Annotated in this window: 25 protein-coding genes; 22 read left to right on the forward strand and 3 right to left on the reverse strand. The window is 44.9% G+C overall.

Going from position 1 to position 22,777, the window contains the following annotated elements; translation table 11 throughout:
• Positions 1–52: 52 nt before the first annotated feature.
• The gene (locus tag CLOSA_RS09810) at positions 53–2,509 is read right to left on the reverse strand and encodes a sigma 54-interacting transcriptional regulator (RefSeq protein WP_013272606.1); all 2,457 of its coding nucleotides are present in this window, start codon (positions 2,507–2,509) and stop codon (positions 53–55) included.
• A gap of 285 nt (positions 2,510–2,794) precedes the next feature.
• On the opposite strand from CLOSA_RS09810, the gene CLOSA_RS09815 reads away from it, so the two are divergent.
• The 7 genes from CLOSA_RS09815 (at position 2,795) to CLOSA_RS23405 (ending at position 6,973) form a co-directional block, all read left to right on the forward strand.
• Positions 2,795–3,193 (forward strand): PTS sugar transporter subunit IIA, encoded by a 399-nt coding sequence (locus tag CLOSA_RS09815; RefSeq protein WP_013272607.1) that lies wholly within the window; start codon positions 2,795–2,797, stop codon positions 3,191–3,193.
• A 21-nt stretch (positions 3,194–3,214) separates the two neighbouring features.
• Positions 3,215–3,682: a PTS sugar transporter subunit IIB gene (locus CLOSA_RS09820; RefSeq protein WP_013272608.1), complete on the forward strand. Its 468-nt coding sequence runs from the start codon at positions 3,215–3,217 to the stop codon at positions 3,680–3,682.
• A 20-nt stretch (positions 3,683–3,702) separates the two neighbouring features.
• Entirely contained in the window at positions 3,703–4,455 is a 753-nt protein-coding gene (locus CLOSA_RS09825) for a PTS mannose/fructose/sorbose/N-acetylgalactosamine transporter subunit IIC (protein WP_013272609.1), read from the forward strand.
• Between the two features lie 2 nt (positions 4,456–4,457).
• Positions 4,458–5,297 carry a PTS system mannose/fructose/sorbose family transporter subunit IID gene (locus CLOSA_RS09830; RefSeq protein WP_013272610.1) on the forward strand — a complete coding sequence of 280 codons (840 nt, stop codon included), beginning with the start codon at positions 4,458–4,460 and terminating at the stop codon, positions 5,295–5,297.
• Positions 5,298–5,484: 187 nt separating this feature from the next.
• A complete protein-coding gene (locus tag CLOSA_RS09835) occupies positions 5,485–6,303 on the forward strand; it encodes a BtpA/SgcQ family protein (RefSeq protein ID WP_013272611.1) in 819 nt (272 codons plus the stop codon).
• Between the two features lie 11 nt (positions 6,304–6,314).
• On the forward strand, positions 6,315–6,806 hold the full coding sequence (locus CLOSA_RS09840; protein ID WP_013272612.1) for an HAD family hydrolase: 492 nt from the start codon (positions 6,315–6,317) through the stop codon (positions 6,804–6,806).
• Positions 6,779–6,973, forward strand: coding sequence for an HAD family hydrolase (locus CLOSA_RS23405; protein WP_278146378.1), 195 nt, complete (start codon positions 6,779–6,781; stop codon positions 6,971–6,973). The genes CLOSA_RS09840 and CLOSA_RS23405 overlap by 28 nt, the downstream gene beginning before the upstream one ends.
• 121 nt (positions 6,974–7,094) lie before the next feature.
• On the opposite strand, the gene CLOSA_RS09845 is transcribed toward CLOSA_RS23405, so the two are convergent.
• Positions 7,095–8,837 (reverse strand): Rqc2 family fibronectin-binding protein, encoded by a 1,743-nt coding sequence (locus CLOSA_RS09845; protein ID WP_013272613.1) that lies wholly within the window; start codon positions 8,835–8,837, stop codon positions 7,095–7,097.
• 140 nt (positions 8,838–8,977) lie between these two features.
• Between CLOSA_RS09845 and CLOSA_RS09850 the strand changes: the two genes are divergently transcribed.
• The 11 genes from CLOSA_RS09850 (at position 8,978) to CLOSA_RS22900 (ending at position 17,335) form a co-directional block, all read left to right on the forward strand.
• On the forward strand, positions 8,978–9,856 hold the full coding sequence (locus CLOSA_RS09850; RefSeq protein WP_013272614.1) for a YicC/YloC family endoribonuclease: 879 nt from the start codon (positions 8,978–8,980) through the stop codon (positions 9,854–9,856).
• Positions 9,857–9,872: 16 nt separating this feature from the next.
• Positions 9,873–10,493 carry a guanylate kinase gene (gene gmk, locus CLOSA_RS09855; protein WP_013272615.1) on the forward strand — a complete coding sequence of 207 codons (621 nt, stop codon included), beginning with the start codon at positions 9,873–9,875 and terminating at the stop codon, positions 10,491–10,493.
• Between the two features lie 26 nt (positions 10,494–10,519).
• Positions 10,520–10,774: a DNA-directed RNA polymerase subunit omega gene (gene rpoZ / locus CLOSA_RS09860; protein ID WP_013272616.1), complete on the forward strand. Its 255-nt coding sequence runs from the start codon at positions 10,520–10,522 to the stop codon at positions 10,772–10,774.
• Positions 10,775–10,898: 124 nt separating this feature from the next.
• Positions 10,899–12,239 (forward strand): 30S ribosomal protein S12 methylthiotransferase RimO, encoded by a 1,341-nt coding sequence (rimO, locus tag CLOSA_RS09865; protein ID WP_041709084.1) that lies wholly within the window; start codon positions 10,899–10,901, stop codon positions 12,237–12,239.
• Positions 12,223–12,765, forward strand: a complete 543-nt coding sequence (gene pgsA, locus CLOSA_RS09870; RefSeq protein WP_013272618.1) for a CDP-diacylglycerol--glycerol-3-phosphate 3-phosphatidyltransferase — start codon at positions 12,223–12,225, stop codon at positions 12,763–12,765. Before rimO ends, pgsA begins: the two co-directional genes overlap by 17 nt.
• Before the next feature lie 2 nt (positions 12,766–12,767).
• Entirely contained in the window at positions 12,768–14,015 is a 1,248-nt protein-coding gene (locus CLOSA_RS09875; RefSeq protein ID WP_013272619.1) for a competence/damage-inducible protein A, read from the forward strand.
• A 34-nt stretch (positions 14,016–14,049) separates the two neighbouring features.
• Positions 14,050–15,360 carry a hypothetical protein gene (locus tag CLOSA_RS09880; RefSeq protein WP_242647792.1) on the forward strand — a complete coding sequence of 437 codons (1,311 nt, stop codon included), beginning with the start codon at positions 14,050–14,052 and terminating at the stop codon, positions 15,358–15,360.
• Positions 15,338–15,670 (forward strand): hypothetical protein, encoded by a 333-nt coding sequence (locus CLOSA_RS09885; RefSeq protein ID WP_242647793.1) that lies wholly within the window; start codon positions 15,338–15,340, stop codon positions 15,668–15,670. The genes CLOSA_RS09880 and CLOSA_RS09885 overlap by 23 nt, the downstream gene beginning before the upstream one ends.
• A 7-nt stretch (positions 15,671–15,677) precedes the next feature.
• A complete protein-coding gene (locus tag CLOSA_RS09890; RefSeq protein ID WP_013272622.1) occupies positions 15,678–16,667 on the forward strand; it encodes a DUF2953 domain-containing protein in 990 nt (329 codons plus the stop codon).
• Between the two features lie 65 nt (positions 16,668–16,732).
• Positions 16,733–17,143, forward strand: coding sequence for a GerW family sporulation protein (locus CLOSA_RS09895; RefSeq protein ID WP_013272623.1), 411 nt, complete (start codon positions 16,733–16,735; stop codon positions 17,141–17,143).
• A 54-nt stretch (positions 17,144–17,197) separates the two neighbouring features.
• A complete protein-coding gene (locus CLOSA_RS22900; protein ID WP_013272624.1) occupies positions 17,198–17,335 on the forward strand; it encodes a hypothetical protein in 138 nt (45 codons plus the stop codon).
• A 101-nt stretch (positions 17,336–17,436) separates the two neighbouring features.
• On the opposite strand, the gene rpmB is transcribed toward CLOSA_RS22900, so the two are convergent.
• Positions 17,437–17,622, reverse strand: coding sequence for a 50S ribosomal protein L28 (gene rpmB, locus CLOSA_RS09900; RefSeq protein ID WP_006775035.1), 186 nt, complete (start codon positions 17,620–17,622; stop codon positions 17,437–17,439).
• 168 nt (positions 17,623–17,790) lie between these two features.
• Here rpmB and CLOSA_RS09905 point away from each other — a divergent pair, with 168 nt between their 5' ends.
• The 4 genes from CLOSA_RS09905 (at position 17,791) to CLOSA_RS09920 (ending at position 22,775) form a co-directional block, all read left to right on the forward strand.
• Entirely contained in the window at positions 17,791–18,147 is a 357-nt protein-coding gene (locus tag CLOSA_RS09905; protein ID WP_013272625.1) for an Asp23/Gls24 family envelope stress response protein, read from the forward strand.
• Positions 18,148–18,161: 14 nt separating this feature from the next.
• The gene (locus CLOSA_RS09910) at positions 18,162–19,835 is read left to right on the forward strand and encodes a DAK2 domain-containing protein (RefSeq protein WP_013272626.1); all 1,674 of its coding nucleotides are present in this window, start codon (positions 18,162–18,164) and stop codon (positions 19,833–19,835) included.
• An 86-nt stretch (positions 19,836–19,921) separates the two neighbouring features.
• Positions 19,922–21,973, forward strand: a complete 2,052-nt coding sequence (gene recG, locus CLOSA_RS09915; protein WP_013272627.1) for an ATP-dependent DNA helicase RecG — start codon at positions 19,922–19,924, stop codon at positions 21,971–21,973.
• A gap of 109 nt (positions 21,974–22,082) precedes the next feature.
• Positions 22,083–22,775 (forward strand): DUF975 family protein, encoded by a 693-nt coding sequence (locus CLOSA_RS09920; RefSeq protein WP_013272628.1) that lies wholly within the window; start codon positions 22,083–22,085, stop codon positions 22,773–22,775.
• Positions 22,776–22,777: the final 2 nt, after the last annotated feature.

Here is a 22,777-nt window from a genome sequence, read left to right on the forward strand (position 1 = left end):
CAAATCAATTCTTATATCCGTCCTCCATTATGAAAAAAAAGTCCCAGCCGGATTACTCCATGAATATCTCCGTTATATATGCGATTTCACTGGCCGGAATCTTAATCCCGAAAATATTTTCTGCATATTCCAGTTTGTGTTCTACCGTGTACATAAGCTCATGATGTTCGTTGGTGAAGCCGTTGAGCCGGGTATAGCTCCAGGTCTCTCCGCGAATGGCCCGCTCCAGCATATTACAGCAATGGCATAGATACTTGGCTGCAATTTCATTGGAATAAGGGATCTTGAGATCCAGCAATGTGGCCTTCAGGCATTTTTCAAGTACATTAACAGCCTTAGTGGTGTCTAAAAATACCGTAGTTTTGGAAATTACCTTGTCTACTAAATTCTGAATAAAGGCTTCCTGGGAGCTTAAGTTAGCTGCACGGCTACTGTGGGTCTGACTGGCAGGCGTCAGGAGGGAGAAATCCGAACGGTTGGACAGTATCTGACGAATGGTTTCCAGGAGCAAAGGCAGGGTGACGGGGTAGAGGATGTTGGTGTCAATGCCAGTTTGTCTGGTAATATATTCGTTGATGGTGGTCAACGGCTCCATATCGGTGAAAATCAGGATGCCGGAGCCACGGTTTAACTGCTTTGCCTTTTCCACTGCTAGATCCAGGCACTCCTTTAAGCTCATGGTGGAGGAGAAGTTGATATAATCTATAATATAGTCATCATAAATGGTTTTCAGGGCATAACTCACCATGTCCGAAGCAATCGTTTCACCATGGCAGATCACTAAAAGTCCCAGATTAACGGTTGTTATCCAGTTGGAAAAAATGGCAAAATAGGAGGCCAGGTAATCAATTTCCCGGTTGGAGAAATAACAGGAGTAAATCTGAGACAGATTTTCCATAATATCCAGAGCCATCTGATATTCTTCCGGGAAACTGTCCAGGGATGCGGCGGGAGCCTCGCAGGGATCTGGCAGCAAATGGCTGTCTTCCCTTTTTAAAAAATTGGTGATATGCAAAAGAATCCCATATAAAAGATGGATATGCTTTTTGCTCTCCTCAAACTTGCCTTTCTTTTGCAGCTGAGCGATAACAATCTGGAATACAATAGGATAGATATTCCGCTTAATGGCATGAAGCTCTGTATCCCTGCAGTTGGACAGCCGGGCGATGTTTTCCACTACGGTCTGATAAATGTTGTCAATGGATTCGATCTCCATGCTCAGATGGTTTTCCAGAAGCTGCTGGTGGCTGGCCTCGGATGTAGAGGGGGCGGATTTAAATGAATTTAAGTATTTGGAACCTCCGTTTTGGTCCAGCTCGATGTACTGGTCAGGTATTTCCTCCAGGATATGGCGGACAAGCTCCTGCTTGTTTGCGGAACAATCTATGAAAGAAAGAAGCTCTTGGGACAGATCGTGAAGATGGATGTAAACAGTCCGGCAGTGGTTAGAAAGGCTGTCCAGATAGGCACGGGAGCAGGCGGTCTTGATTTCATTCATCAGTTGAATGATATTTCTGGTATAGTTCATGTTAGCCATACAGGAAATTGCGTCTTTGGAAATTTTTATAGGAAGATGGATGATGCGTGCTTCCTCAGAAAAGAGCTGGATGATCAGCTCTATTTTTTCGTGGATCCCCCGTACCTCCAGATCAGGGATGGAAATGGCAGAAGGAAACCTTTCCGCCAAAATGCGAATGGGGTCATTGCTGCTTTTGCAGGTGGTGGAGGCGATTATCATACACTGGAGGTCACGCAGGGAGGTATCGCCGATACGGTTATAATAGTTTTTAGTAATTACTGAGGTAATAAGTTCCAAAGAGGCAGGAGACAGGTGCTCGATTCCATCAAAGAAAAGAATCCCTCCTTTGGCTGCGTCCAGGAAGCCGCGCCGCGATTTGTTAGAGACTACATCTCTGGCCAGTCCCAGAAGCTGCTGGGAAAACAGTTTGGGATTGTCAGAAAAGCTATGGCAGGTCACGGGAATAAAGGGAATGGCACTGTCAGTTGAGGCCAGCGTTTTTTTGTATAGATACATACAGTGGGCGAATTTGCTTTTGCCCACGCCGATGGAGCCGAAGAGCAGGGTGTGTAGCCCATAAGGCGGATAGGAAACAGAGGCCTTGGCAAGGGCAATGATATCCTTAAGACTGGTGTCCGCTCCGATTAGCTCTTCCAGAAAGATAGCTCTGTCTGATTGTTTCCTGTTGTCCGAAGCCTTGATCAGATTGGAAAGAACTTCACCTTTTGCCACGGTCTGAGGGATAAAAAAGCCGGGCTGGTATTCTGTTACCAGCTTTCTGTCCAAAAACAGGGTGGGTTTTCCCTGAAATTTTATCAGGAGGCCATCCCGCCAGAGATCATTTAAGGCTCTGGATACGTTTGCCCTGTCCATTTTCAGGTCAATGGCAAGGGTATAGGCATCAACGCCATGGCCGTCAATATCTCCACTTTCAAGAATTTGCAGGGTCTGTTCCCGTACGGAATTCAGTATAGTTGTGTTATGTGTCATTGCAGTGGCTCTCCTTTGCATTTTTTTGTAAAAATGCGTGTAATATCTTGGTGAAATTCTAACACGGATCATATTGAAACGCAAGGAAATACGTGAAAGTGTGTAAAAATCATCGCCATACTTTGACACACATTACACAAAAGGTATTTACTTCTTTAATAAAAAATGAAAATTATGTAAAATGTATAAACACAAATGAGAAATGTGTTAATTTATGATGAAATTTTACATAACAAACCCTATTACAGTATGATGAGAGCAAGAAAAATTATGTAAGGAGGTTATATGAGTAAAGTACTTTTATTAAGTCATGGGGATTTAGCCAGGGAAATATGGGCCACATCCAACATGGTGCTGGGAGAGATGTCAGGAGTGGAGTATTTAACGCTTCCGTTGGGTACAGATTTAAACCGTTATGAGCAGGACATCCGCCGTAAAATAGAGGATGCGGAAGATGGGCTCCTGATCCTGACTGACATTTTTGGAGGAACGCCGTTTATCACAGCCTCTCGTGTGTTCGCCTCATTGGAGGACAAGGACCGGGTGGAGATAGTAACAGGCATGAATCTGGCTATGGCTATTCAGGTATTTAATTTTGTGGGAAATATGCCGGTAAAAGAACTAAAAAAGATCGCGGTGACAGCGGGTACTGAGGGAATCGTGGACTTGAAGGAACGGATATGAGAGAAGGGAAAGGAGCAGAAAATGAGCGTCAGGATGATTCGAATCGATGACCGGCTGATCCATGGACAGATTGTTGCGGCATGGGCGAAAAACCTGTCCATCAAACGAATATGGATTGTAGATGATGATGTGGCTAAGGACGCATTTATCACGAATGTAATGAAAATGGTATCTCCGCCGGATACAGAGCTTGTGATTACTGGTACTGACAAGGCAAGGGAGATGGCGGAGGAATTCGACGCCGCGGACAAAAACACGCTGATCCTGGTGAAATATCCCAAGGTCGCAAGGCTGTTGTTTGACACAGATATCAGACTCAGAGAACTGAATGTAGGCGGAATGGGGGCAAATGCAGAACGCAAAAAGCTGTTTAAGAATATTTCTGCCAGTGAGGAGGAACGGAAAACTTTAAAAGATATGAAGGAATCCGGAGTAAAGGTGTATTTCCAGGTAACACCCAATGAAAAGCAGACACTATTTGAAGGATGAACGGTAAAGGGGGAAACAACATGTTAATTCAATCGATTTTAGTAGCTTTCTGGGCATGGTTTAACGGCATGGTGGTATCGGAATATCTGGTATGGATCGTCAGAGGCGCGCCGCTTGTAAGCGGAACCATTACTGGGATCCTGATGGGGGACTGGCGTTCCGGCGCAATGATCGGAGCTACCATCCAGCTTCTGTACATGGGACAGGTGACAGTGGGAGGCATTTCATCTTATGACAAATCCTATGCTGGCATTATCGCAACTGCAGTTACCATTGCTTCGCACCAGACACCGGAGATTGGAATCACGCTGGCAGTTGCTCTGGGGACTCTGGGCCTGATTGCAAGCAATATTTTCATGACGGTTTGCGTGGCATTTGTACATATGGCTGATAAATATGTGGAAGAGGGAAAAACCAACAGGATATGGATCTACAACTGGCTGCTTCCCAACCTTTTGTGCGGGCTGCTGTGGGGAATTCCGGCTTTTCTGGCCGTATACTTTGGCTCCTCTTATCTGGAGGCGTTTATGAATCATATTCCGGCATTTGTGTCCAAAGCACTGACCACTGTCGGCATGATTCTTCCGGCTCTGGGAATCGCAATGATGCTTAAGACTGTATTCAATCCCAGGTTTTCTCCATTTATCGTGGTAGGGTTCCTTTGTGTGGCATACCTTCATATGGATATCATCGCCTGCGCCCTGTTAGGCGGGGCCTGCGCAGTTCTTTACTGGACCCTGAATCTGGACAAACTGACAGAAGGAGGAAACTAAAGATGGATGAAACCATTGTTGCAGCAAATGAAAACAATGAAAAGAAGCTGAGAAAGTCGGATTTGCTCCGCTGTTTTTTGATCTGGGAGACCACTTCAGAATCCTGCTTAAGCTATGAACGTTTAATGTCCTTAGGCTTCTGCCATGCCATGACGCCTGTGATCAACCGTCTTTATAAGACAAAGGAGGAGCGGGCGTCCGCATTGAAGCGCCACATGGTATTTTTCAACACAGAGAACAATTGGGGGGCGTTTATACCGGGGATAGTGTGCTCCATGGAAGAGGAGAGGGCCAACGAAGGCACCATCAGCGATGAGATGATCAACAGTGTTAAAATTGGTCTGATGGGACCTCTGGCAGGCATTGGGGATACCATTACCCAGGGACTATTCAAAACCGTTCTGCTGGCAATTTTTGTGGATATGACTTTAAAGGGAAACATTGCGGCGCCGTTTATTTATGCAATCCTTATGGGTGCTTATATCGGAGGGCTGGGGTATTTTACGTTCTTCTCCGGCTACCGCCTTGGGCAAAATGTGCTGGGCAAGATCACTGATGTAGCAATCATGAGGAAGATCACTAACAGCCTTTCTATCCTGGGACTGATTATTGCAGGAGCCATGATGGTGAATAATGTTTCCATTGTGACGCCTCTTGCGATCAACATTGGTAAGACCTCCGTCGTCATTCAGGATTTGCTGGATTCTATTCTTCCAGGAATGTTAAGCGTGATTTTTGTTATGTTGTGCTTTGGGTTAATGAAGAAAAGAGTCAGTGTGTTCAAGATCATGATTATTTTGTTTGCAGTTGCCATTATTGCGGCATTATTTGGAATTTTATAAAATTGTGAGATCAGGCCGCAACGTTGATATAGTTTTAATGTACTTATAGTCTGAGATGGCTGTAACGAAATTCTTATGAACACACTTATTATATTTCCAAGGAAAAATATGACAGTAAAATAAAATGAGGCTCATGTACTTTTATTACGATTTGTGCCTGGGCTAAGCGAAAGGAATGTGAGTTATTATGAGAAAAACCTGGCTTTCAGATGTCATTGGAACAGAAAAAGCGGCTTTCGGTCTGGTTCACCTGCTGGCGCTTCCCGGTGATCCGCTTTATGATGCAGAGGGTGGACTGGAAAGAATATATGAAGCAGCTTTGTCTGATGTTCAGTCTCTTCAGGAAGGAGGGATTGATGCACTGCATTTCTCCAATGAATTCAGTTTTCCCTACCAGAAGAATCCTCCCAGAGAAATCATGGCTGCAATGGCCTATATCATTGGCCGTCTGAAACCATATATCAAAGTCCCTTACGGTGCAAATGTCATCAGTAGTCCCAGCGACAGCGTGGCGTTGTGCGCCAGCGTCGGAGCAAAATTCACCAGAGGAACATTTTCAGGGGTATACTCCGGAAACCTGGGGCTGTATGACACTGCCATCGGAGATTATGTGCGTCTGCGTCACAATCTTCATGCAGATGACGTAAAGATGATCCACTATGTGGTGCCTGAGTCAAGCGCGGATATCGGTGGGCGTGATCCTTTGGCCTCTGCGGCGGCGTCTAAGTTTATGAACATGCCGGACGGATTTGCCGTGCCGGGAGCAACTGCCGGACAGTCTGCAGATATGTCTTTGCTGCATCAGTTGAGAAAGTCCATGCCGGATATGGTTCTGGTAGCTTCCACGGGTGTGAAGTATGAGACGGTTGAAGAGATATTCTCAATTTGTGATGCGGCATTTATTGCCACCAGCCTGAAAAAGGACGGAATATTTGAAAATCCTGTGGATAAGGACCGGGTAAAGCGATTTATGGAAAGGCTGAAGGATTTTAGGAACAGCCTGTAAAAGAGGGACCTATGTTAAAGGCAGTTTTATTTGACTGTGACGGCGTACTGATGGACAGTGAGAGCATCTACCTGTCCTGTGTTTCCCAAATACTGGGAACGCTGGGCAAGTTGGCTTCAGTGGAGGAACTGGCATATCTGATTGGGGCAGATATCCACGTTATCACTGAACGGCTGAAACAGGACTTCGGCCTGGAGAATTATGATACGGAAGAACTGATCCGCGTTCAAAGGACGCTGTTTAACGAGCGGTTTTATAGGGAGAAATTAACGCCCATGGACGGGCTGGAAGGCTTTTTGGAAAGTCTTAAAAAAGAGGGGATTCTTCTGGCAGTAGTTTCTTCCTCCGGCCAGGACTATGTAGAATATGTGCTGGATCGATTAAGAATCAGGGAGTATTTTAATCTATATAGGAGGCAGCCGGCCGTTCCAAGCCCTTCCCAGACCTGTACCTGGAGGCAGTCAGGCGGCTGGGAATCCACGCAAATGAGGCGGTGGTGGTAGAAGATTCCTTTAACGGAATCCGCGCAGGACTTGATGCAGGCTGTTACGTGATTGCCTACAGGGGGACAGAGATAAAACAGGACACCTCCGGTGCCCATGAAACAGTGGAAAGTTACCGGGACTTGGATGTAAAAAAACTGAGGGAGAGTAACTGGCGGTTTAGATAAGTCTTGCTGACCGGCAAACGCAGAACTGCGGCTTTGAGATAACAATCAAAGCCGCAGTTCTGCGTTTGAATAAACTTGATGCATTCTTTTTTAAGATGTTATAGAAAAAATCATATTGAATTTATTTACACTCTTCCAAAAGAATTCCAGGCTCGGCGACCATGGAATAATTCGTATGGTAGATAACAAAGCCGGGCGCAGCTCCGGCTACCTTTTTAATCTGCTTTTTCTGCACATAATCTACTTCCACCTTATCATTTTCACGGCCCTTGGAATAGTAGGCGGCCAAAGCACCTGCCTCTTCAAATACCCGGTCTGGAAGCTCTTTCCCTTCGGATTTTACGATCACATGGGATCCCGGGATTCCTTTTGCATGGAACCACCAGTCACTGTTTCCTGCCACTTTAAAGGTCAGCTCTTCATTCTGATAATTATTTTTTCCAACATAAATATGGAAGCCGTCTGAAGATAGGTAGTGGAAAGGCTTGCTTGTGATCTTAGGCTTTTTGTCACCGGAGCGTCGGTGTTTAATATAACCATACTCCATCAGCTCTTCTTTAATCTGTACAAGATCCTCTTCCATTAAGGCGATATCCAAAGCGGCACTGACGGATTCCAGATGATCAATTTCCTGTCTGGTTTCCGCTATTTGCTCTGTTACGGCTTCGAATGTACGCTTCAGCTTGTTGTACTTGTCAAAATACTTTTGAGCATTTTCCTTTGCAGACAGTTGATCGTCAAGAGGAATGGTGATTTCCTCATTGGTGTAGTAATTAAGGCAGATAAGCTGCTTTTCCCCTCCTGTCAATTCATAGCCATAGGTATTGATAAGCTCACCGTAGACCTTATACTTGTCCTTTTTGTCCGTATCTTTTAGCTGTTTGGACTGCAGATCGTATTTTTTATAGTTCCGTTCCAAAGCGGTCTGCACGATTTTTCGTAAATCCACGGATTTTTGGCGGATTCTGGTAATGGTATTTTTGGAAGCATAATAGGTTTCCAAAAGGGAACTGATGGAATCAAAGCATTTGGAAACATAATCTTCTCCCTGATAGCAGGTTAAGTGAAGAGAAGAGAATTCTACAGGCTCTTCCTTTTTATAGATAATATTTGGAGCAAAATGACCATGCTTTATATCCTCCATGACGAAGGAAAACATGTGATACAAATGAACCAGCTCCAGTTCTGACAGCCCATTGGCAGACAAATCCCCGTCAATGGATGCAAGGTGGCAGAGCTCATGGCCCATAATAGGACTTATACCGGTCAGTTTCATGTACAGCGCTTTTTGTATAGGTGCAGCCGTATGGCCGATCACATCAAGAAATTCCTCCTGAGTAATGGTCAGCGGGTCTTTCTTTTCCATGGTCTGCGGAATAAAATAGGTTCTTCCCGGCAATACCTCACGTATGGAGCTGACCTGGGCGGAAATGTGCTTGATGCTGTCTAAAATCATATTTTCTTCATTACAAAAGATGATGTTGCTGTGTTTTCCCATGATTTCAACAATTAGTTTTTTGATTCGTTTGTCGCCTAATTCATCAAAATGTTCTACTTCCATGCATAAGATCCGTTCCAGTCCCGGCTGGCTTACCCGGATGATGCGGCCGTTTCCAATATGCTTTCTTAAAAGCATACAGAAATTCGGGGCGGTCATGGGGCTTTGCTTATTTGCTTCCGTAAAATAAATAAGCGGGAGACTGGCACTTGCCGAGATTAAGAGTCTCCATGTATTTTTCTGGTTTTTAACAGTAAACAGCAGTTCATCTTTCTCTGGCTGAGCGATTTTTGCGATTTTTCCGCCTTCCAGCCGGTCTTTCATCTCTGCTGTGAGATTTGCCATAACAATTCCGTCTAATGCCATTGCCTGTTCCTCCGGTAAATAGATATATAATAGGATAGTATAACACAGAATTAGCCTTCTGTAAAATTTAAAAGCAATTGACTTGTATTTTGTTATGACTTATAATGGATGATATCTATGGCGAAAGAGAGGCATATAGAATGATCAAGAGCATGACAGGTTTTGGCAGATGCGAAACTGTCACGGATGAGTACAAGATTTCCGTCGAGATGAAGGCTGTAAATCACAGATATTTGGATTTAAGCATAAAGATGCCGAAAAAGTTTAATTACTTTGAAGCGGGAATCAGGAATCTGTTAAAGAATTATATCCAGCGCGGGAAAGTAGATGTATTCATCAGCTATGAGGATTACACAGAAAATAAGCTGTGTTTAAAGTATAACAATGCGCTGGCCGCCGAATATATGGATTATTTCGCAAAGATGGAGGCACAGTTCGGGATACAAAACGACATCAAGGTATCGGCCCTGGCCAGATGTCCGGAGGTCCTTACTATGGAAGAGGTGCCGGAGGATGAGGAGCAGATGTGGAAGATTCTTTCAGAAACCATGGAAGAAGCGGCAAAACGTTTTGTGGAATCCAGAGAAACTGAAGGAGAAAATTTAAAGAATGATCTTCTTGGAAAGCTTAAGTTTATGACTGGGATTGTGGAATTTATAGAGGAACGGTCCCCCAGAATCCTTCTGGAATACAGGACAAAGCTGGAGGACAAGGTAAAGGAGCTGCTGGCAAGTGCTTCTGTTGACGAAGGCAGGATAGCCACAGAGGTTACAATTTTTGCTGATAAAATCTGTGTGGATGAAGAAACCGTACGGCTTAAAAACCACATTGAAAATACTTGTACAGAGCTTAACACAGGCGGAAGCGTGGGAAGAAAGCTGGATTTTATTGCTCAGGAGATGAACCGGGAGGCAAACACCATTCTTTCCAAAGCCAATGACCTGGAAATTTCCGATAAGGCCATCGCACTGAAGACCGAAATTGAAAAGGTAAGGGAACAGATCCAGAATATTGAGTAGGAGAGTAAGGAACGACATGAATGAGCATGGCATATTGGTAGTTGTATCCGGATTTTCAGGAGCCGGCAAGGGAACCTTGATGAAGGAGCTTCTGAAACGGTATGATAATTACGCATTGTCCATTTCCGCCACGACCAGAAATCCCAGAGAGGGAGAAGAAGAAGGCAGGGAATACTTCTTTGTGACAGAAGAACACTTTAAGGATATGATGGAAAAGGAAGATTTGATCGAATATGCCCAGTACGTCAATCATTATTATGGCACGCCCAAGGAATATGTTTTGAACCAGATGAGAATGGGGAAGGATGTTATTTTGGAAATTGAAATTCAGGGAGCGCTTAAGGTAAAGGAACGTTTCCCTTCTGCAATTTTGATTTTTGTTATGCCTCCCAATGCGGAAGAGTTAAAGCGCCGTCTCATCGGCCGCGGTACGGAAAACATGGATGTGATCAATGCCAGGCTTCGCCGGGCAGCGGAGGAAGCGGAAGGCATGGAGGCCTATGATTATATCCTTATTAATGAGAATATAGACACTTGTGTGGAAGAAATGCACCGTATGATTCAGGTCCAGCATAACCGGGCTTCCAATAATATGGCATTTTTGGCCCATATCCGGGAAGAATTAAAGAATATATAGAGCCGATTGAGAAAGGGGAATGAAAGATGTTACATCCATCTTATTCAGATTTGATTAATGTAGTAAACAGCGAGGTAGAGCCAGGAGAAGCTCCTGTCGTACAGAGCCGTTATTCCATCGTGATTGCCGCTGCCAAAAGAGCAAGGCAGATCATCGGCGGCTCAGAGCCGGAGATTTTGGGAGCCGGCAAGAAACCGCTTTCTGTTGCCGTAGAGGAACTGTATGAGGGCAAAGTGAAGATTTTAAGCGAAGCGGATGCTACGGAAGAAGACGATAATTAGGATGAAGGCCGTCTCCCTTTTGGATGAGATGGCCTTTCCCATTTGCGTGAACTATAAGCCGGAGGAAATGTCTGCACATCCACAGGCGAAAGCCGCAACAACTAAGAATGACAGGAGTTTAAACATGAAGCTATTATGTGTTTCACTGGGCTGCGATAAGAATCTCGTGGATACGGAGATGATGCTGGGCCTTCTGAATAAAGACGGATATACTTTTACAGACGATGAGTATGAGGCTGATGTGATTGTGATCAACACCTGCTGCTTTATTGGTGATGCGAAAGAGGAAAGTATAAACACCATACTGGAAATGGCTCAGAGAAAGGGAGACGGCAAATGCAAAGCATTGATCGTAACCGGATGCCTGGCTCAGCGGTATAAGCAGGAGATCATTGACGAGATCCCGGAAGTGGATGGAATCTTAGGGACTTCCACCTATGACGAGATTTCCCACGTACTTTCAGATGCACTTGGCGGAAAAGAGCATGTACAGCGCTTTCATGATCTGGATGGGCTTCCTGAAGTGGAAACGGAACGGATTCTTACAACAGGAGGTCATTATGCATTTTTAAAGATAGCAGAAGGATGTGACAAGCATTGTACTTACTGTATCATACCTTCCCTCAGGGGGAACTACCGTAGTGTTCCCATGGAACGCCTGGTAAAGGAAGCGGAAAGGCTGGCTGAAATGGGGGTAAAGGAGCTGATATTAGTGGCCCAGGAGACAACCCTTTACGGTTTGGATCTTTATGGGGAGAAAGCTCTTCCGAAGCTTCTTAAAAAATTATGCCGAATATCAGGTATCCGGTGGATCCGAATCCAGTACTGTTATCCGGAAGAGATCACAGATGAGCTGATCCAGACCATAAAGGAAGAAGAGAAGGTCTGTAATTATCTGGACTTACCGATCCAGCATGCCAGTGACCGTATTTTAAAACGCATGGGGCGCAGAACCACAAAGGCCCAGCTTCAGGAGATCGTGGAAAAGCTCCGGAAAGAAATTCCGGATATAGCTCTCAGGACTACTCTTATCTCCGGATTTCCAGGGGAGACCCAGGAGGATCACGAAGAACTGATGGAATTTGTGGATGAGATGGAATTCCAGCGTTTGGGAGTATTTGTATATTCCGCAGAAGAAGATACACCTGCAGCGGAGTTCCCGGATCAGGTTTTACAGGAGGTAAAGGAAGAACGCCGTGATGCCATCATGGAGCTGCAGCAGGAGATCTCATACGATTTTTCCAGGTCCATGATCGGGAAGACACTGGAAGTCATGATCGAAGGCAAGGTGGCGGATGAAAATGCTTATGTAGGCCGCACCTATATGGATGGACCAGGTGTGGATGGGATGATCTTTGTCCAGACGGACGAAGAGCTGATGTCAGGTGATTTTGCCAGTGTCCGCGTCACTGGGGCCATGGAATATGATTTGATAGGAGAGTTGGAGGATGAATTTACCGAATAAGCTAACGATTTTAAGGGTTATTATGATTCCGTTTTTTGTTTTGTTTCTGCTGCTTGACGGAGGTACCAATGCAACATACCGTTATATTGCAGCTGTCATTTTCATTGTGGCCAGCTTTACGGACTTACTGGATGGGAAGATTGCAAGAAAGTACGGCCTGGTGACCAATTTCGGCAAGTTTATGGATCCTCTTGCGGATAAGCTGCTGGTATGTGCAGGCCTAATCTGCTTTACAGCCCTGGGCCAGCTTTCAGCCTGGATCGTAATCGTGATCATAAGCAGGGAATTCATTATCAGTGGTTTCCGTCTGGTGGCCTCTGATAATGGGGTGGTGATTGCTGCCAGCTATTGGGGGAAATTTAAGACGGTTTCCCAGATGATCATGTCGGTTCTTCTTATCCTGGACTTTCCGGCATTATCCATTGTTACAACGGCGTTTATCTGGATCGCCGCCGTCCTTACTGTGGTATCACTGATTGATTATATAGCAAAAAATTATCGCGTTCTTATGGAAGGGAGTATGTGATCATGGTTGTTGAACTGATTTCGGTTGGAACGGAGCTTCTTCTTGGAAATATTGTAAATACCAACACCCAATACCTGGCGGAAAAATGCGCTCTTTTGGGACTTTCCATGTATCACCAGGTGACGGTAGGTGACAACAGGGAACGCCTTTCTGAGACATTTGAAACTGCATTAAAGCGTTCGGATCTTGTTATTTTAACCGGCGGCCTGGGGCCTACGGAGGATGATCTGACAAAAGAGGTCTGCGCCCAGGTCATGGGCATTCCTCTGGTAGAGGATGATCATACAAAGGAACGGATCAAGGCATATTTTAAAAACAGCATTGATAAAGAAATCCCTGACAATAACTGGAAGCAGGCTCTTGTTCCTCAGGGTGCAGCCGTACTTGATAATGACAACGGCACCGCTCCCGGACTTATTATGGAAAAGGATGGAAAGGCTGCAATTTTACTTCCCGGACCTCCCAATGAGTTAAAGCCACTGTTTCAAGACCGGGTATTCCCTTATCTTAAGAAGCTCCAGCCTGAAGTGATCCGTTCTCAAATGGTCAAAATCTGCGGACACGGGGAGAGCCAGGTAGAGGATAAGCTTCTGGATCTTATTGACGGCCAGTCCAATCCAACCATTGCCACATATGCAAAGACGGCTGAGGTACACTTAAGGGTCACTGCAAAGGCGTCAGATGAGGATGAGGCAAAAGGACTGTTAAAGCCGGTGGTAAAGGAGATCAAAAGCCGGTTCGGGGACGACGTATATACAACAAAGGAGGAAGAGACCATTGAAATGGCAGTTGTCCGCCTCCTAAAAAAATATGAGCTGACAGTTACTACTGCGGAATCCTGTACCGGCGGACTGATCGCCGGCCGTCTGGTAAACGTACCGGGTGCGTCTCAGGTGTTCCGGGAAGGCTTTATCACCTACTCCAACAAGTCTAAGAGAAAGCTGCTTGATGTAAGCAAGAGCACCTTGAAAAAATACGGTGCGGTCAGTGAGCAGACTGCCAGGGAAATGGCTATCGGAGGTGTTTTTGCAGCCGATGCGGATGTCTGTATTGCAGTAACGGGAATCGCAGGACCGGATGCGGAAGGCGAAAAGCCAGTAGGACTTGTTTATATGGCCTGCTATACAAAGGATAAAGTTCAGGTTGAAGAATATCATTTTAAGGGAAATCGGGAAAAAATCAGGGAACAGTCTGTGGTAAAGGCTTTAGACCTGCTGCGCCGTTCCATTCTTAAGCACTACCATTCATGAAACCTTCCGGAAGGAGAGAAAAGTGGAGACCCGTTTGCTGAAAAAACAGATGACTGCAGCGTACCAGTACTCTTATGTAAGACTGGTGCTGAATTATTACACTTTATTTGAAATCATAGGAGAGAAGCCGGTGATCCCGGAGCGTATCTTTTCCTGCTGCCAGCGGCTTAATGGATTGCTTAAGGAGCATTTCTCCGGTAAAAATGCAGAAGAAGAACTGCTGAAGCTTCGGAAGGACATTACTCATGAAGTGGAGGTCCTGACTTCCTATACCGATTGCTTTCAGATTTATGAATATGTTTTAAACAGAATGGAACGAACGTTTAGGGTACTGCCGGAAACCGGGCTTGATGATGAAAGCTTTGCAAAGCGTCTCGTAGATTTTATAACGGATACCAAAGAAACGGCTGTAATGAACGGAAGGATCAGGCAGATCATCGGACAGCTTCCGGTTCGTCTGACCAAACAGAAATTTTACAGCCTTGTTATGGAAGGGCTGTCTGTTTATATAGGTTCACCAAGGGAAAACCTTCAGGATATGATGGATACCCTGCGCACGGAATCCATGGCGAAGCTGCCGATGGGTATGGAGGAAGGGCATAAAGACTTATTTGAGCTTTTGGAACAGTTCCGCCATGCAGATTATAAGACCATGACTGGGGAAGGCTATGAAGAAGCTGCTGCAAAGCTTAGCCTTGCCTGTGAAGGACTTATGGATGAGTCAGGACTTTACCTCATGCTACAGGATATCATCAATGATTTCTGCGTTCTTATATTTGCCAGGCAGGAAGCAGTTATCGATGTGAAAGAGGAGGAACTGTACTCTTCCTTAACGGGGGAGATTCTGGAAAAGTTCAGCAAAGAAGATTTTACTCCCGTAAATGAAGATTTTTTTGACAGGCTCACACAACTGGAGGGAAGACAGGAAGCATGCTATGAGCGTTATTTAAGGGCGGAACTGCCGGAAGAGAGCAATCAATGGAATCAGGATCCGGATTACATTAAGGCAGTGAATGTGGACAGGCTTTTGTCCGGAAGCAGCTTCGTGGCATTAAAAAAGACGGGCGAAAAAGTAGAAACAGCCATAGTTGACCGTTCCTTTCTGGAGGAAAGGGCAGGAGAGTATTTTGAAGAGCTTGAGAAGGTGTTAACCGGCGCTTCCAGGCCTGTGGCAAGGGCAATTATGGCTAAGGTCTTATCAGACCTTCCTGTCTATTTCAATTCGATTGATGAAATAAAGGCATATATAGAAGGAAGCTTTCAAAGCTGTCTGGATGAAGCAGAAAAAGAAACTTGCAAGGAATTATTGGAAGAGCTGATGGATGATGAAAATAATCTGGTATGACCATTTGTACGTAGGTGAAAAAGCGAAAAAGAAACGTTACCGGATCATTCAGGGGATCCGTAAGTCAAAGTCCGGTCCGGGGATTTATGTGATTACGCCTGCAGTAAATGGGAATAATATACTTGATATCTATCCGGCAATGACGATTTCAGGGTCCGCTTACCAGGATGAAGAATTTCTCATTTTGGGCATTGCATCCAGTTACTGGGAGGCGTTAGAGGTGGCCGGGATTATCGTCAATGATATGTACCGGAAAACAGGAGGCTTCGATCTGTCTGGTTTTATTGGGAAAGAGGCCGGTAAGGTGTGAGGTGTTCATGCTTCATGTAATATTGTTAATACTTAAAATCTTAGGACTGCTGTTGCTCATTGTTTTGGGATTTCTCCTTGCTGTGGTTCTGCTGGTCCTCCTGGTACCGGTCCGGTATCAGGCGGAGGGATCCTATAACGGGAAGGTGAAGGGAAAGGCCAGATTTACATGGCTTTTACATATCCTTTCCGTTACAGTGCAATATGAGGAAGATGTATTGGCTATGGTCAGGATCTTCGGTTTCCGTATTGGAAAGCAAAAGAAGATAGACACAGAGCTTAAGGAAGCGGAAGAAATCATGGTTCAGGCCATGGAAGTAATGGAGCCGGAACCCTTAAATGAAGCCCGGGATATAAAAGATAAGGCCCATGACAGGAATCAGAACGTACCAGTAAGTCCGCCCGCTTCAAAGGAAAAAACCTGGGAAGAACCGAAGGATGCATGGCTGGAAGAACCCATAGGAGGGACAAAGGATGCATCAGGGGCAGCATCTAAGGACGAACCAAAGGCTGGCTCCAGGAGGAAAAAGAGTTTCCGTATGACCGATTTTTTTGCCAGGCTTAAGAAGATGGTTCTCACGGTTTTTACAAAACTTAAGTTTTTTTTCCGAAGGATTTGTGATACACTGAAAACAGCCAAAGATAAAAAAGATGAGATCCATGCCTGGATTTCCAATAAGGAGAACCAGAAGACCGTAAAGCTGCTATTCAGACAGGGGAAAAAGCTGCTCCGACATATCCTTCCCCGCAAAGGAACGATAAACATAACCTTTGGCTTTGATGATCCATACTTAACCGGCCAGGCGCTTACCTATGCAAGCGTTGTATATCCCCTTTGCCATAAACACTTAAACCTGTATCCGGTTTTTGATCAAACCGTGTTTACTGCAGAAGGAAGGTTTCGGGGCAGGATCCGCACGGGGGCGGTTCTTCTCATTGGATCTCGGATGCTGCTGGATAAGAATTTCAGGCACTTGTTAAAGGGATGGCTTCGATAAAGAGGCTTCAACGCTGTATTTGGATGCGTTGCGTGGATTGATATGATAAAGGAGGAATGCTTAACGTGGCAGAGAATAATTTTACATCTACGGTAGCTTCGCTGTTTAAGGGAATGGACACCTTTGTGGCGACAAAAACTGTGGTAGGAGATGCGGTAAAGCTGGATGATACCATCATTCTGCCTTTGGTGGATGTGACCTGCGGCATGGCTGCCGGGTCCTTTTCAGGAGATTCAAAGCAGAACGGGGCCGGGGGAATGCATGCAAAGATGAGTCCCAGTGCAGTACTCATCATTCAGAACGGAGTAACAAAGCTGGTAAATATTAAGCAGCAGGATGCTGTGACGAAAATTTTGGACATGGTCCCAGATTTTGTTAATAAATTTGCCGGAGGAACCAAAGAGGTCTCACCGGAAGCCTTAAAGGTGGCGGAGGAGATGGCCGCTGCAGAAGAGAATAAAAAAGCGGAAGAATAAGAAGGGGATAAGCCGCATAGGATGTCATATAGCCTGAATGGATTGAGGGATGATATGAGAAGAGTATGCGGACTTATGCTGTTCTGCTTCGGAGCGGGCATGGCAATCCTGCTTTTTATCCCGGCGACTATCGTTACGATCCTGTTTATTATCGGATGTCTGGTACTGGGATATAACCTGTTCTGCTGCTGATCAAGCGATGCTGTTAAAATAAATGGGGCCATGTTCCAAAGGCCCCATGAAAACGACTAAAAAAATACTCCTGACTGTTACCAGCCAGGAGTTTCCTTCAATTAAGCTCTTTCAACTAATCCGGATCTTAAGCAGGAAGTACATACGTACATCTTCTTAGCGCCGCCATTAACTTTCACTTTAACGGACTTCACATTTGCTTTCCACATCTTGTTGGATCTTCTATGGGAATGGCTCACTGCGTTGCCAAAGTGAGCAGCTTTTTCACAAATTGCACATTTAGCCATGATTGCACCTCCTTAAAAGCTACTTGGATTTTTTATGGTTTAAAAATCCACAACAAATGTATGATAACAGAAAATCAGTGGTTTTGCAAGTGAAAATTAAAAATTTGTTTCTTTTTTTGGAAAAATCATGTATAATCAATTAAGACAGAAAGAACGGAGGTAGAGACTATGAAGGGTTATATCAATAATAGACTGGGCGAAATCCAGGTAAGCCCTGATGTTATCGCTATGTATGCCGGAACGACTGCAGTGGAATGCTTCGGTATTGTCGGTATGGCGGCTGTCAGCATGAAAGACGGACTTGTTAAACTTTTAAAGCGGGAAGGCCTGACTCACGGAATTAATGTGAACATCCAGGACAACCATATTACCATTGATTTCCATGTGATTGTAGCTTATGGAATCAGCATTTCTGCGGTAGCGGATAACTTGATTGAAAATGTAAAATACAAAGTAGAAGAATTCACCGGTATGACGGTAGATAAGATTAACATCTTTGTCGAAGGCGTAAGAGTGATTGATTAAGGAGGAAACTACCTGTGGGTATGAAGTATATAGACGCCGAGATGCTGCAAAAGGCATTTCTGGCAGGAGCAAAAGGACTGGAAGCGAAGAAAGAATGGATTAATGAACTGAATGTGTTTCCAGTGCCGGATGGTGATACCGGAACCAATATGACCATGACCATCATGGCAGCGGCAAAGGAAGTGGCTGCCATCGAGAATCCTACCATGGAAGCCTTGGCGAAAGCAATTTCCTCCGGTTCTTTAAGAGGTGCAAGAGGAAACTCCGGCGTAATCCTGTCCCAGTTGTTCCGGGGCTTCACAAAAGAAATAGCCGGTGCAGACCGTGTAACTGCCACTGTTTTAGCCAATTCCTTTGTAAGGGCAACGGAAACCGCATATAAAGCGGTTATGAAGCCTAAAGAGGGAACCATTCTTACGGTAGCCAGAGGCATGGCGGAAAAGGCAGCGGAGCTGGTTACGGAGACCGAGGACATCCTGGAATTCTGCCAGAAGGTGATCGATCACGGTGATTACGTATTGAGCCAGACTCCGGAAATGCTCCCTATTTTAAAACAGGCCGGAGTGGTGGATTCCGGCGGCCAGGGGCTTATGCAGGTCATGAAGGGAGCTCTTGACTGCCTTATGGGCAAGGAAATGGATTTATCTTTAGAGGGCGTAAAGCGTCCGGATACCCATACTGGGGCTCAGGGTGCCAAACTGGATGACATTGATATTAAATTCGGTTATTGTACTGAATTTATCATCAATCTGGAAAATCGATATGATGATAAGACAGAGCATGAATTTAAGGGATACCTGGAATCCATCGGGGATTCCATTGTGGTTGTGTCGGATGAAGATATGGTAAAGGTTCACGTTCATACCAATGATCCGGGGCTTGCAATCCAAAAGGCCCTTACGTTCGGCTCTTTATCCCGTATGAAGATTGATAATATGAGGGAAGAGCATCAGGAAAAGCTGATTAAGGAATCGGAAAAGCTGGCGGCACAGCAGAAGGCGGAAGAAGAAAAAAGGGCGGAAAAGAGAAAGCCTTATGGTTTTATTTCCGTATCCGCAGGAGAAGGCCTTGATGGAATATTCCAGGGGATCGGTGCCGACTATCTGATCCAGGGCGGACAGACCATGAACCCCAGTACAGAGGATATGCTCAATGCCATTGACCGGGTGAATGCAGACACCATCTACATTCTGCCTAACAATAAAAATATTATATTGGCTGCCGAGCAGGCGAAAAGCCTGGTGGAAGACAAGAAGATCATTGTGATCCCTTCAAAAACCATACCCCAGGGCATAACTGCCATCATTAATTTTGCGCCGGATCTGTCTCCGGAGGACAATGAGAAGATTATGACAGAAGAGATGGCCCGGGTAAAAACAGGACAGGTAACCTATGCGGTCCGCAATACCATGATTGATGATATTGAGATTCGGGAAGGGGACATCATGGCTTTGGGAGACAATGGTATCCTGGCAGTTGGAAAGGATATTGAACATACGGTGCTGGAAGCGATGAAGGCCATGGTGGAAGAGGAATCGGAGCTGGTGACTGTTTATTACGGCAAGGATGTTAAGGAAGAGGATGCAGATGCGCTGAAGGAAAAAGCGGAAACGTTGTTTTCCCACTGTGAGATAGAGCTTCATGCAGGAGGCCAGCCAATTTATTATTATCTTATATCGGTAGAATAAAAAAAGCCTGCGGCATTTATATACCGGGCAGACAACGTCCTGTCTGTCCGGTTTTGCTATGCAGAAAGAAAGGAGGGAGCCCGCCTGTGAACCATGAATCAATTAATTCCTTAAAAGGAATTGGAGAAAAAACAGGAAAATTGTTTCAAAAGGTGGGAGTAATAACCGTTGAAGATCTTCTGGAATATTACCCGAGAGCCTATGATACTTATGAGGAGCCTTCTCCTCTTGGTGAGCTGAAGCCGGACCAGGTGATGACGGTAGCCGGGATGCTTTATAAGACTCCTGATGTAAAACGGTACAGCCACATTCAGGTCATTACAACGACTTTAAAGGATATGACGGGTACTCTATTGCTCACATGGTACAATATGCCTTATCTTCATACCACGTTAAAGGCGGGGATGCGAGCTGTTTTCCGCGGCCGGGTTGTGAAGAAAAACGGCCGTCTAACCATGGAACAGCCCGAAGTTTTTACTGCAGAAGCCTATGAACAGGTGGTCCATTCCATGCAGCCTGTTTACGGACAAACCAAGGGGCTGAGCAATAAAACCATTGTCAGGGCCCAACGGCAGGCTTTAAGCCTCCGTAGTATGGTAAGGGATTATATGCCTGCAGATTTACGAAGAAAACATGAACTGGCAGAATATAATTTTGCTATGGAACATATTCATTTTCCGACGGACAGGAGCGAACTGCTATTTGCCAGAAAAAGGCTGGTGTTTGATGAGTTTTTTCTTTTTCTCATGGCAGTCCGGCGTTTAAAGGAGCGGAGAGAAGATAAGAAAAGTGCTTATGTGCTGAATCTGTCCCAGGAAGTGGAGACCTTAAGAAAAAGTCTTCCCTATTCCCTTACCAAGGCCCAGCAAAAGGTTTTAACCGAAATATACGGCGATCTGTCGGGCGGGAGGGTCATGAACCGTCTCATTCAGGGTGATGTAGGCTCCGGTAAAACAATTATTGCCATACTCTCTCTTTTACAGGCAGCTTATAACGGATACCAGGGAGCCCTTATGGCGCCTACGGAGGTACTCGCAAAGCAGCATCTGGAATCTATGACGGAGCTGTTCGCTGCTCATCATATTGATAAAAAGCCCATCCTTGTTACGGGATCCATGACGGCAAAGGAAAAAAGGATTGCCTACGAAAAGATCGCTTCCCATGAAGCGGATATTATTATCGGCACCCATGCTCTTATTCAGGATAAGGTGATATACGACAACCTGGCGTTGGTAATTACCGATGAGCAGCACCGGTTTGGAGTCGGCCAGAGGGAACTGTTAGGGAAAAAAGGAGAGGAACCTCATGTCCTTGTAATGAGTGCCACTCCTATTCCTAGAACCCTGGCCATTATCATTTACGGGGATCTGGACATTTCTGTCATTGATGAGCTGCCTGCAAACCGTCTGCCAATTAAAAATTGTGTAGTAGATACCGGATACAGGAAAAAGGCCTATGAGTTTATACGGAAAGAAATAGGGAATGGACGTCAGGCCTATGTGATCTGTCCTATGGTCGAGGCCAGCGAAATGATTGATGCGGAAAATGTACTGGATTATACAAAGACCTTAAGAGAGGCCCTTCCGGGAATCACCGTGGAATATCTTCACGGAAAAATGAAACCAAAAGAGAAAAACGGCATCATGGAGCGCTTCGCCTGCGGGGAAATCAAGGTCCTGGTTTCCACCACTGTGATTGAAGTCGGTGTCAACGTTCCCAATGCAACGGTCATGATGATTGAAAATGCGGAACGCTTTGGCTTGGCCCAGCTTCACCAGCTAAGAGGGCGTGTGGGGCGTGGGAAATACCAGTCTTATTGTATTATGGTAGGAGCCTCGGATCAGGAGGGGACAAAAGAACGCCTGGATATTTTAAACCAGTCCAATGATGGTTTTTTTATTGCCTCGGAGGATTTAAAGCTTCGGGGACCGGGTGATATTTTCGGTATCAGACAGAGCGGGGATCTGGAATTTAAACTGGGGGATATTTTTACAGATGCGAATCTGTTAAAAACTGTATCAGAGGAAGTAAAGCGGATTTTTACAGAGGATCCGGAGCTGGAAAAAGAAGAACATCAGGAGCTGAAAAGAAAGCTGAAAGAGTATCTTGAGAAAAGCTATGATAAGCTTAATTTGTAACAAAACTTTGTAAATTGATTATTTTTGCAGAAAATATTTGCACTTATCGACAAAAAATGATAAACTTATGAGCGTAAAATTATTATAGTAAGGAAACAGGAGGAATTATATGAGTAGAAAAGCTTTAAAAATGGATGCAAAGGAAGCCATGAGAGAGGCTCTTGTGAGCCCTTATATGGTTACCATAATTTTGGGTGTTATCACCCTTGTATTGTCTGTTGTACAGGGTTTTCTGGATATATGGCAGGGTATGATCGAAAACGCCGGTGCTTATGATTTGGGTCAGACCGGAGCGTTTGCTGCCAGTAGCATTATTTTCATGATCATTTCCTTTATTCTCAGCACAATTATCCAGTTTGGGTATCAATCTTACTGTTTAAAGGTTGCAAACAGGGACCAGACTATGTCATATGGAGATTTGTTTGGAAGTGCAAAATATTTATTAAAAGCCTTAGGATTGACTTTAATGATGGGGCTGTTTACCGTGTTGTGGACCTTGCTTTTTATTATTCCGGGAATCATAGCTGCTTATAGCTATTCACAGGCCATTTTTATTATGGTTGAGAATCCGGATAAAGGCGTAATGCAATGCATCCGGGAAAGCAAGGAAATGATGGTGGGTCATAAATGGGAGTACTTTGTTCTGGAACTGTCCTTTATTTTATGGCAGCTTCTTGGTCTTGTCACCTGCGGTCTGGCTTTCATTTATGTACATCCTTATACAAATGTTACGCTAGCTAATTATTATAATGCAATAAAGCCGAAAACGGTTGTATATGAGGAAGTATCTATGTTTGAGTAAAC

Origin of the sequence: [Clostridium] saccharolyticum WM1 (assembly GCF_000144625.1) — a bacterium.
In the GTDB taxonomy this organism is placed as follows: domain Bacteria; phylum Bacillota; class Clostridia; order Lachnospirales; family Lachnospiraceae; genus Lacrimispora; species Lacrimispora saccharolytica.

Bases quoted from the DNA above. Each gene is read 5' to 3' on its own strand.
- CLOSA_RS09830 (WP_013272610.1), top strand. From the start codon at position 4,458: ATGGATGAAACCATTGTTGCAGCAAATGAAAACAATGAAAAGAAGCTG.
- CLOSA_RS09835 (WP_013272611.1), top strand. From the start codon at position 5,485: ATGAGAAAAACCTGGCTTTCAGATGTCATTGGAACAGAAAAAGCGGCT.
- CLOSA_RS09810 (WP_013272606.1), bottom strand. From the start codon at position 2,509: ATGACACATAACACAACTATACTGAATTCCGTACGGGAACAGACCCTG.
- CLOSA_RS09885 (WP_242647793.1), top strand. From the start codon at position 15,338: ATGATGAAAATAATCTGGTATGACCATTTGTACGTAGGTGAAAAAGCG.
- pgsA (WP_013272618.1), top strand. From the start codon at position 12,223: ATGAATTTACCGAATAAGCTAACGATTTTAAGGGTTATTATGATTCCG.
- rimO (WP_041709084.1), top strand. From the start codon at position 10,899: ATGAAGCTATTATGTGTTTCACTGGGCTGCGATAAGAATCTCGTGGAT.
- CLOSA_RS09825 (WP_013272609.1), top strand. From the start codon at position 3,703: ATGTTAATTCAATCGATTTTAGTAGCTTTCTGGGCATGGTTTAACGGC.
- rpoZ (WP_013272616.1), top strand. From the start codon at position 10,520: ATGTTACATCCATCTTATTCAGATTTGATTAATGTAGTAAACAGCGAG.
- CLOSA_RS09820 (WP_013272608.1), top strand. From the start codon at position 3,215: ATGAGCGTCAGGATGATTCGAATCGATGACCGGCTGATCCATGGACAG.
- gmk (WP_013272615.1), top strand. From the start codon at position 9,873: ATGAATGAGCATGGCATATTGGTAGTTGTATCCGGATTTTCAGGAGCC.
- CLOSA_RS09840 (WP_013272612.1), top strand. From the start codon at position 6,315: ATGTTAAAGGCAGTTTTATTTGACTGTGACGGCGTACTGATGGACAGT.
- rpmB (WP_006775035.1), bottom strand. From the start codon at position 17,622: ATGGCTAAATGTGCAATTTGTGAAAAAGCTGCTCACTTTGGCAACGCA.
- CLOSA_RS09845 (WP_013272613.1), bottom strand. From the start codon at position 8,837: ATGGCATTAGACGGAATTGTTATGGCAAATCTCACAGCAGAGATGAAA.
- CLOSA_RS09850 (WP_013272614.1), top strand. From the start codon at position 8,978: ATGATCAAGAGCATGACAGGTTTTGGCAGATGCGAAACTGTCACGGAT.
- CLOSA_RS09905 (WP_013272625.1), top strand. From the start codon at position 17,791: ATGAAGGGTTATATCAATAATAGACTGGGCGAAATCCAGGTAAGCCCT.
- CLOSA_RS09890 (WP_013272622.1), top strand. From the start codon at position 15,678: ATGCTTCATGTAATATTGTTAATACTTAAAATCTTAGGACTGCTGTTG.
- CLOSA_RS09815 (WP_013272607.1), top strand. From the start codon at position 2,795: ATGAGTAAAGTACTTTTATTAAGTCATGGGGATTTAGCCAGGGAAATA.
- CLOSA_RS09875 (WP_013272619.1), top strand. From the start codon at position 12,768: ATGGTTGTTGAACTGATTTCGGTTGGAACGGAGCTTCTTCTTGGAAAT.
- CLOSA_RS22900 (WP_013272624.1), top strand. From the start codon at position 17,198: ATGAGAAGAGTATGCGGACTTATGCTGTTCTGCTTCGGAGCGGGCATG.
- CLOSA_RS09920 (WP_013272628.1), top strand. From the start codon at position 22,083: ATGAGTAGAAAAGCTTTAAAAATGGATGCAAAGGAAGCCATGAGAGAG.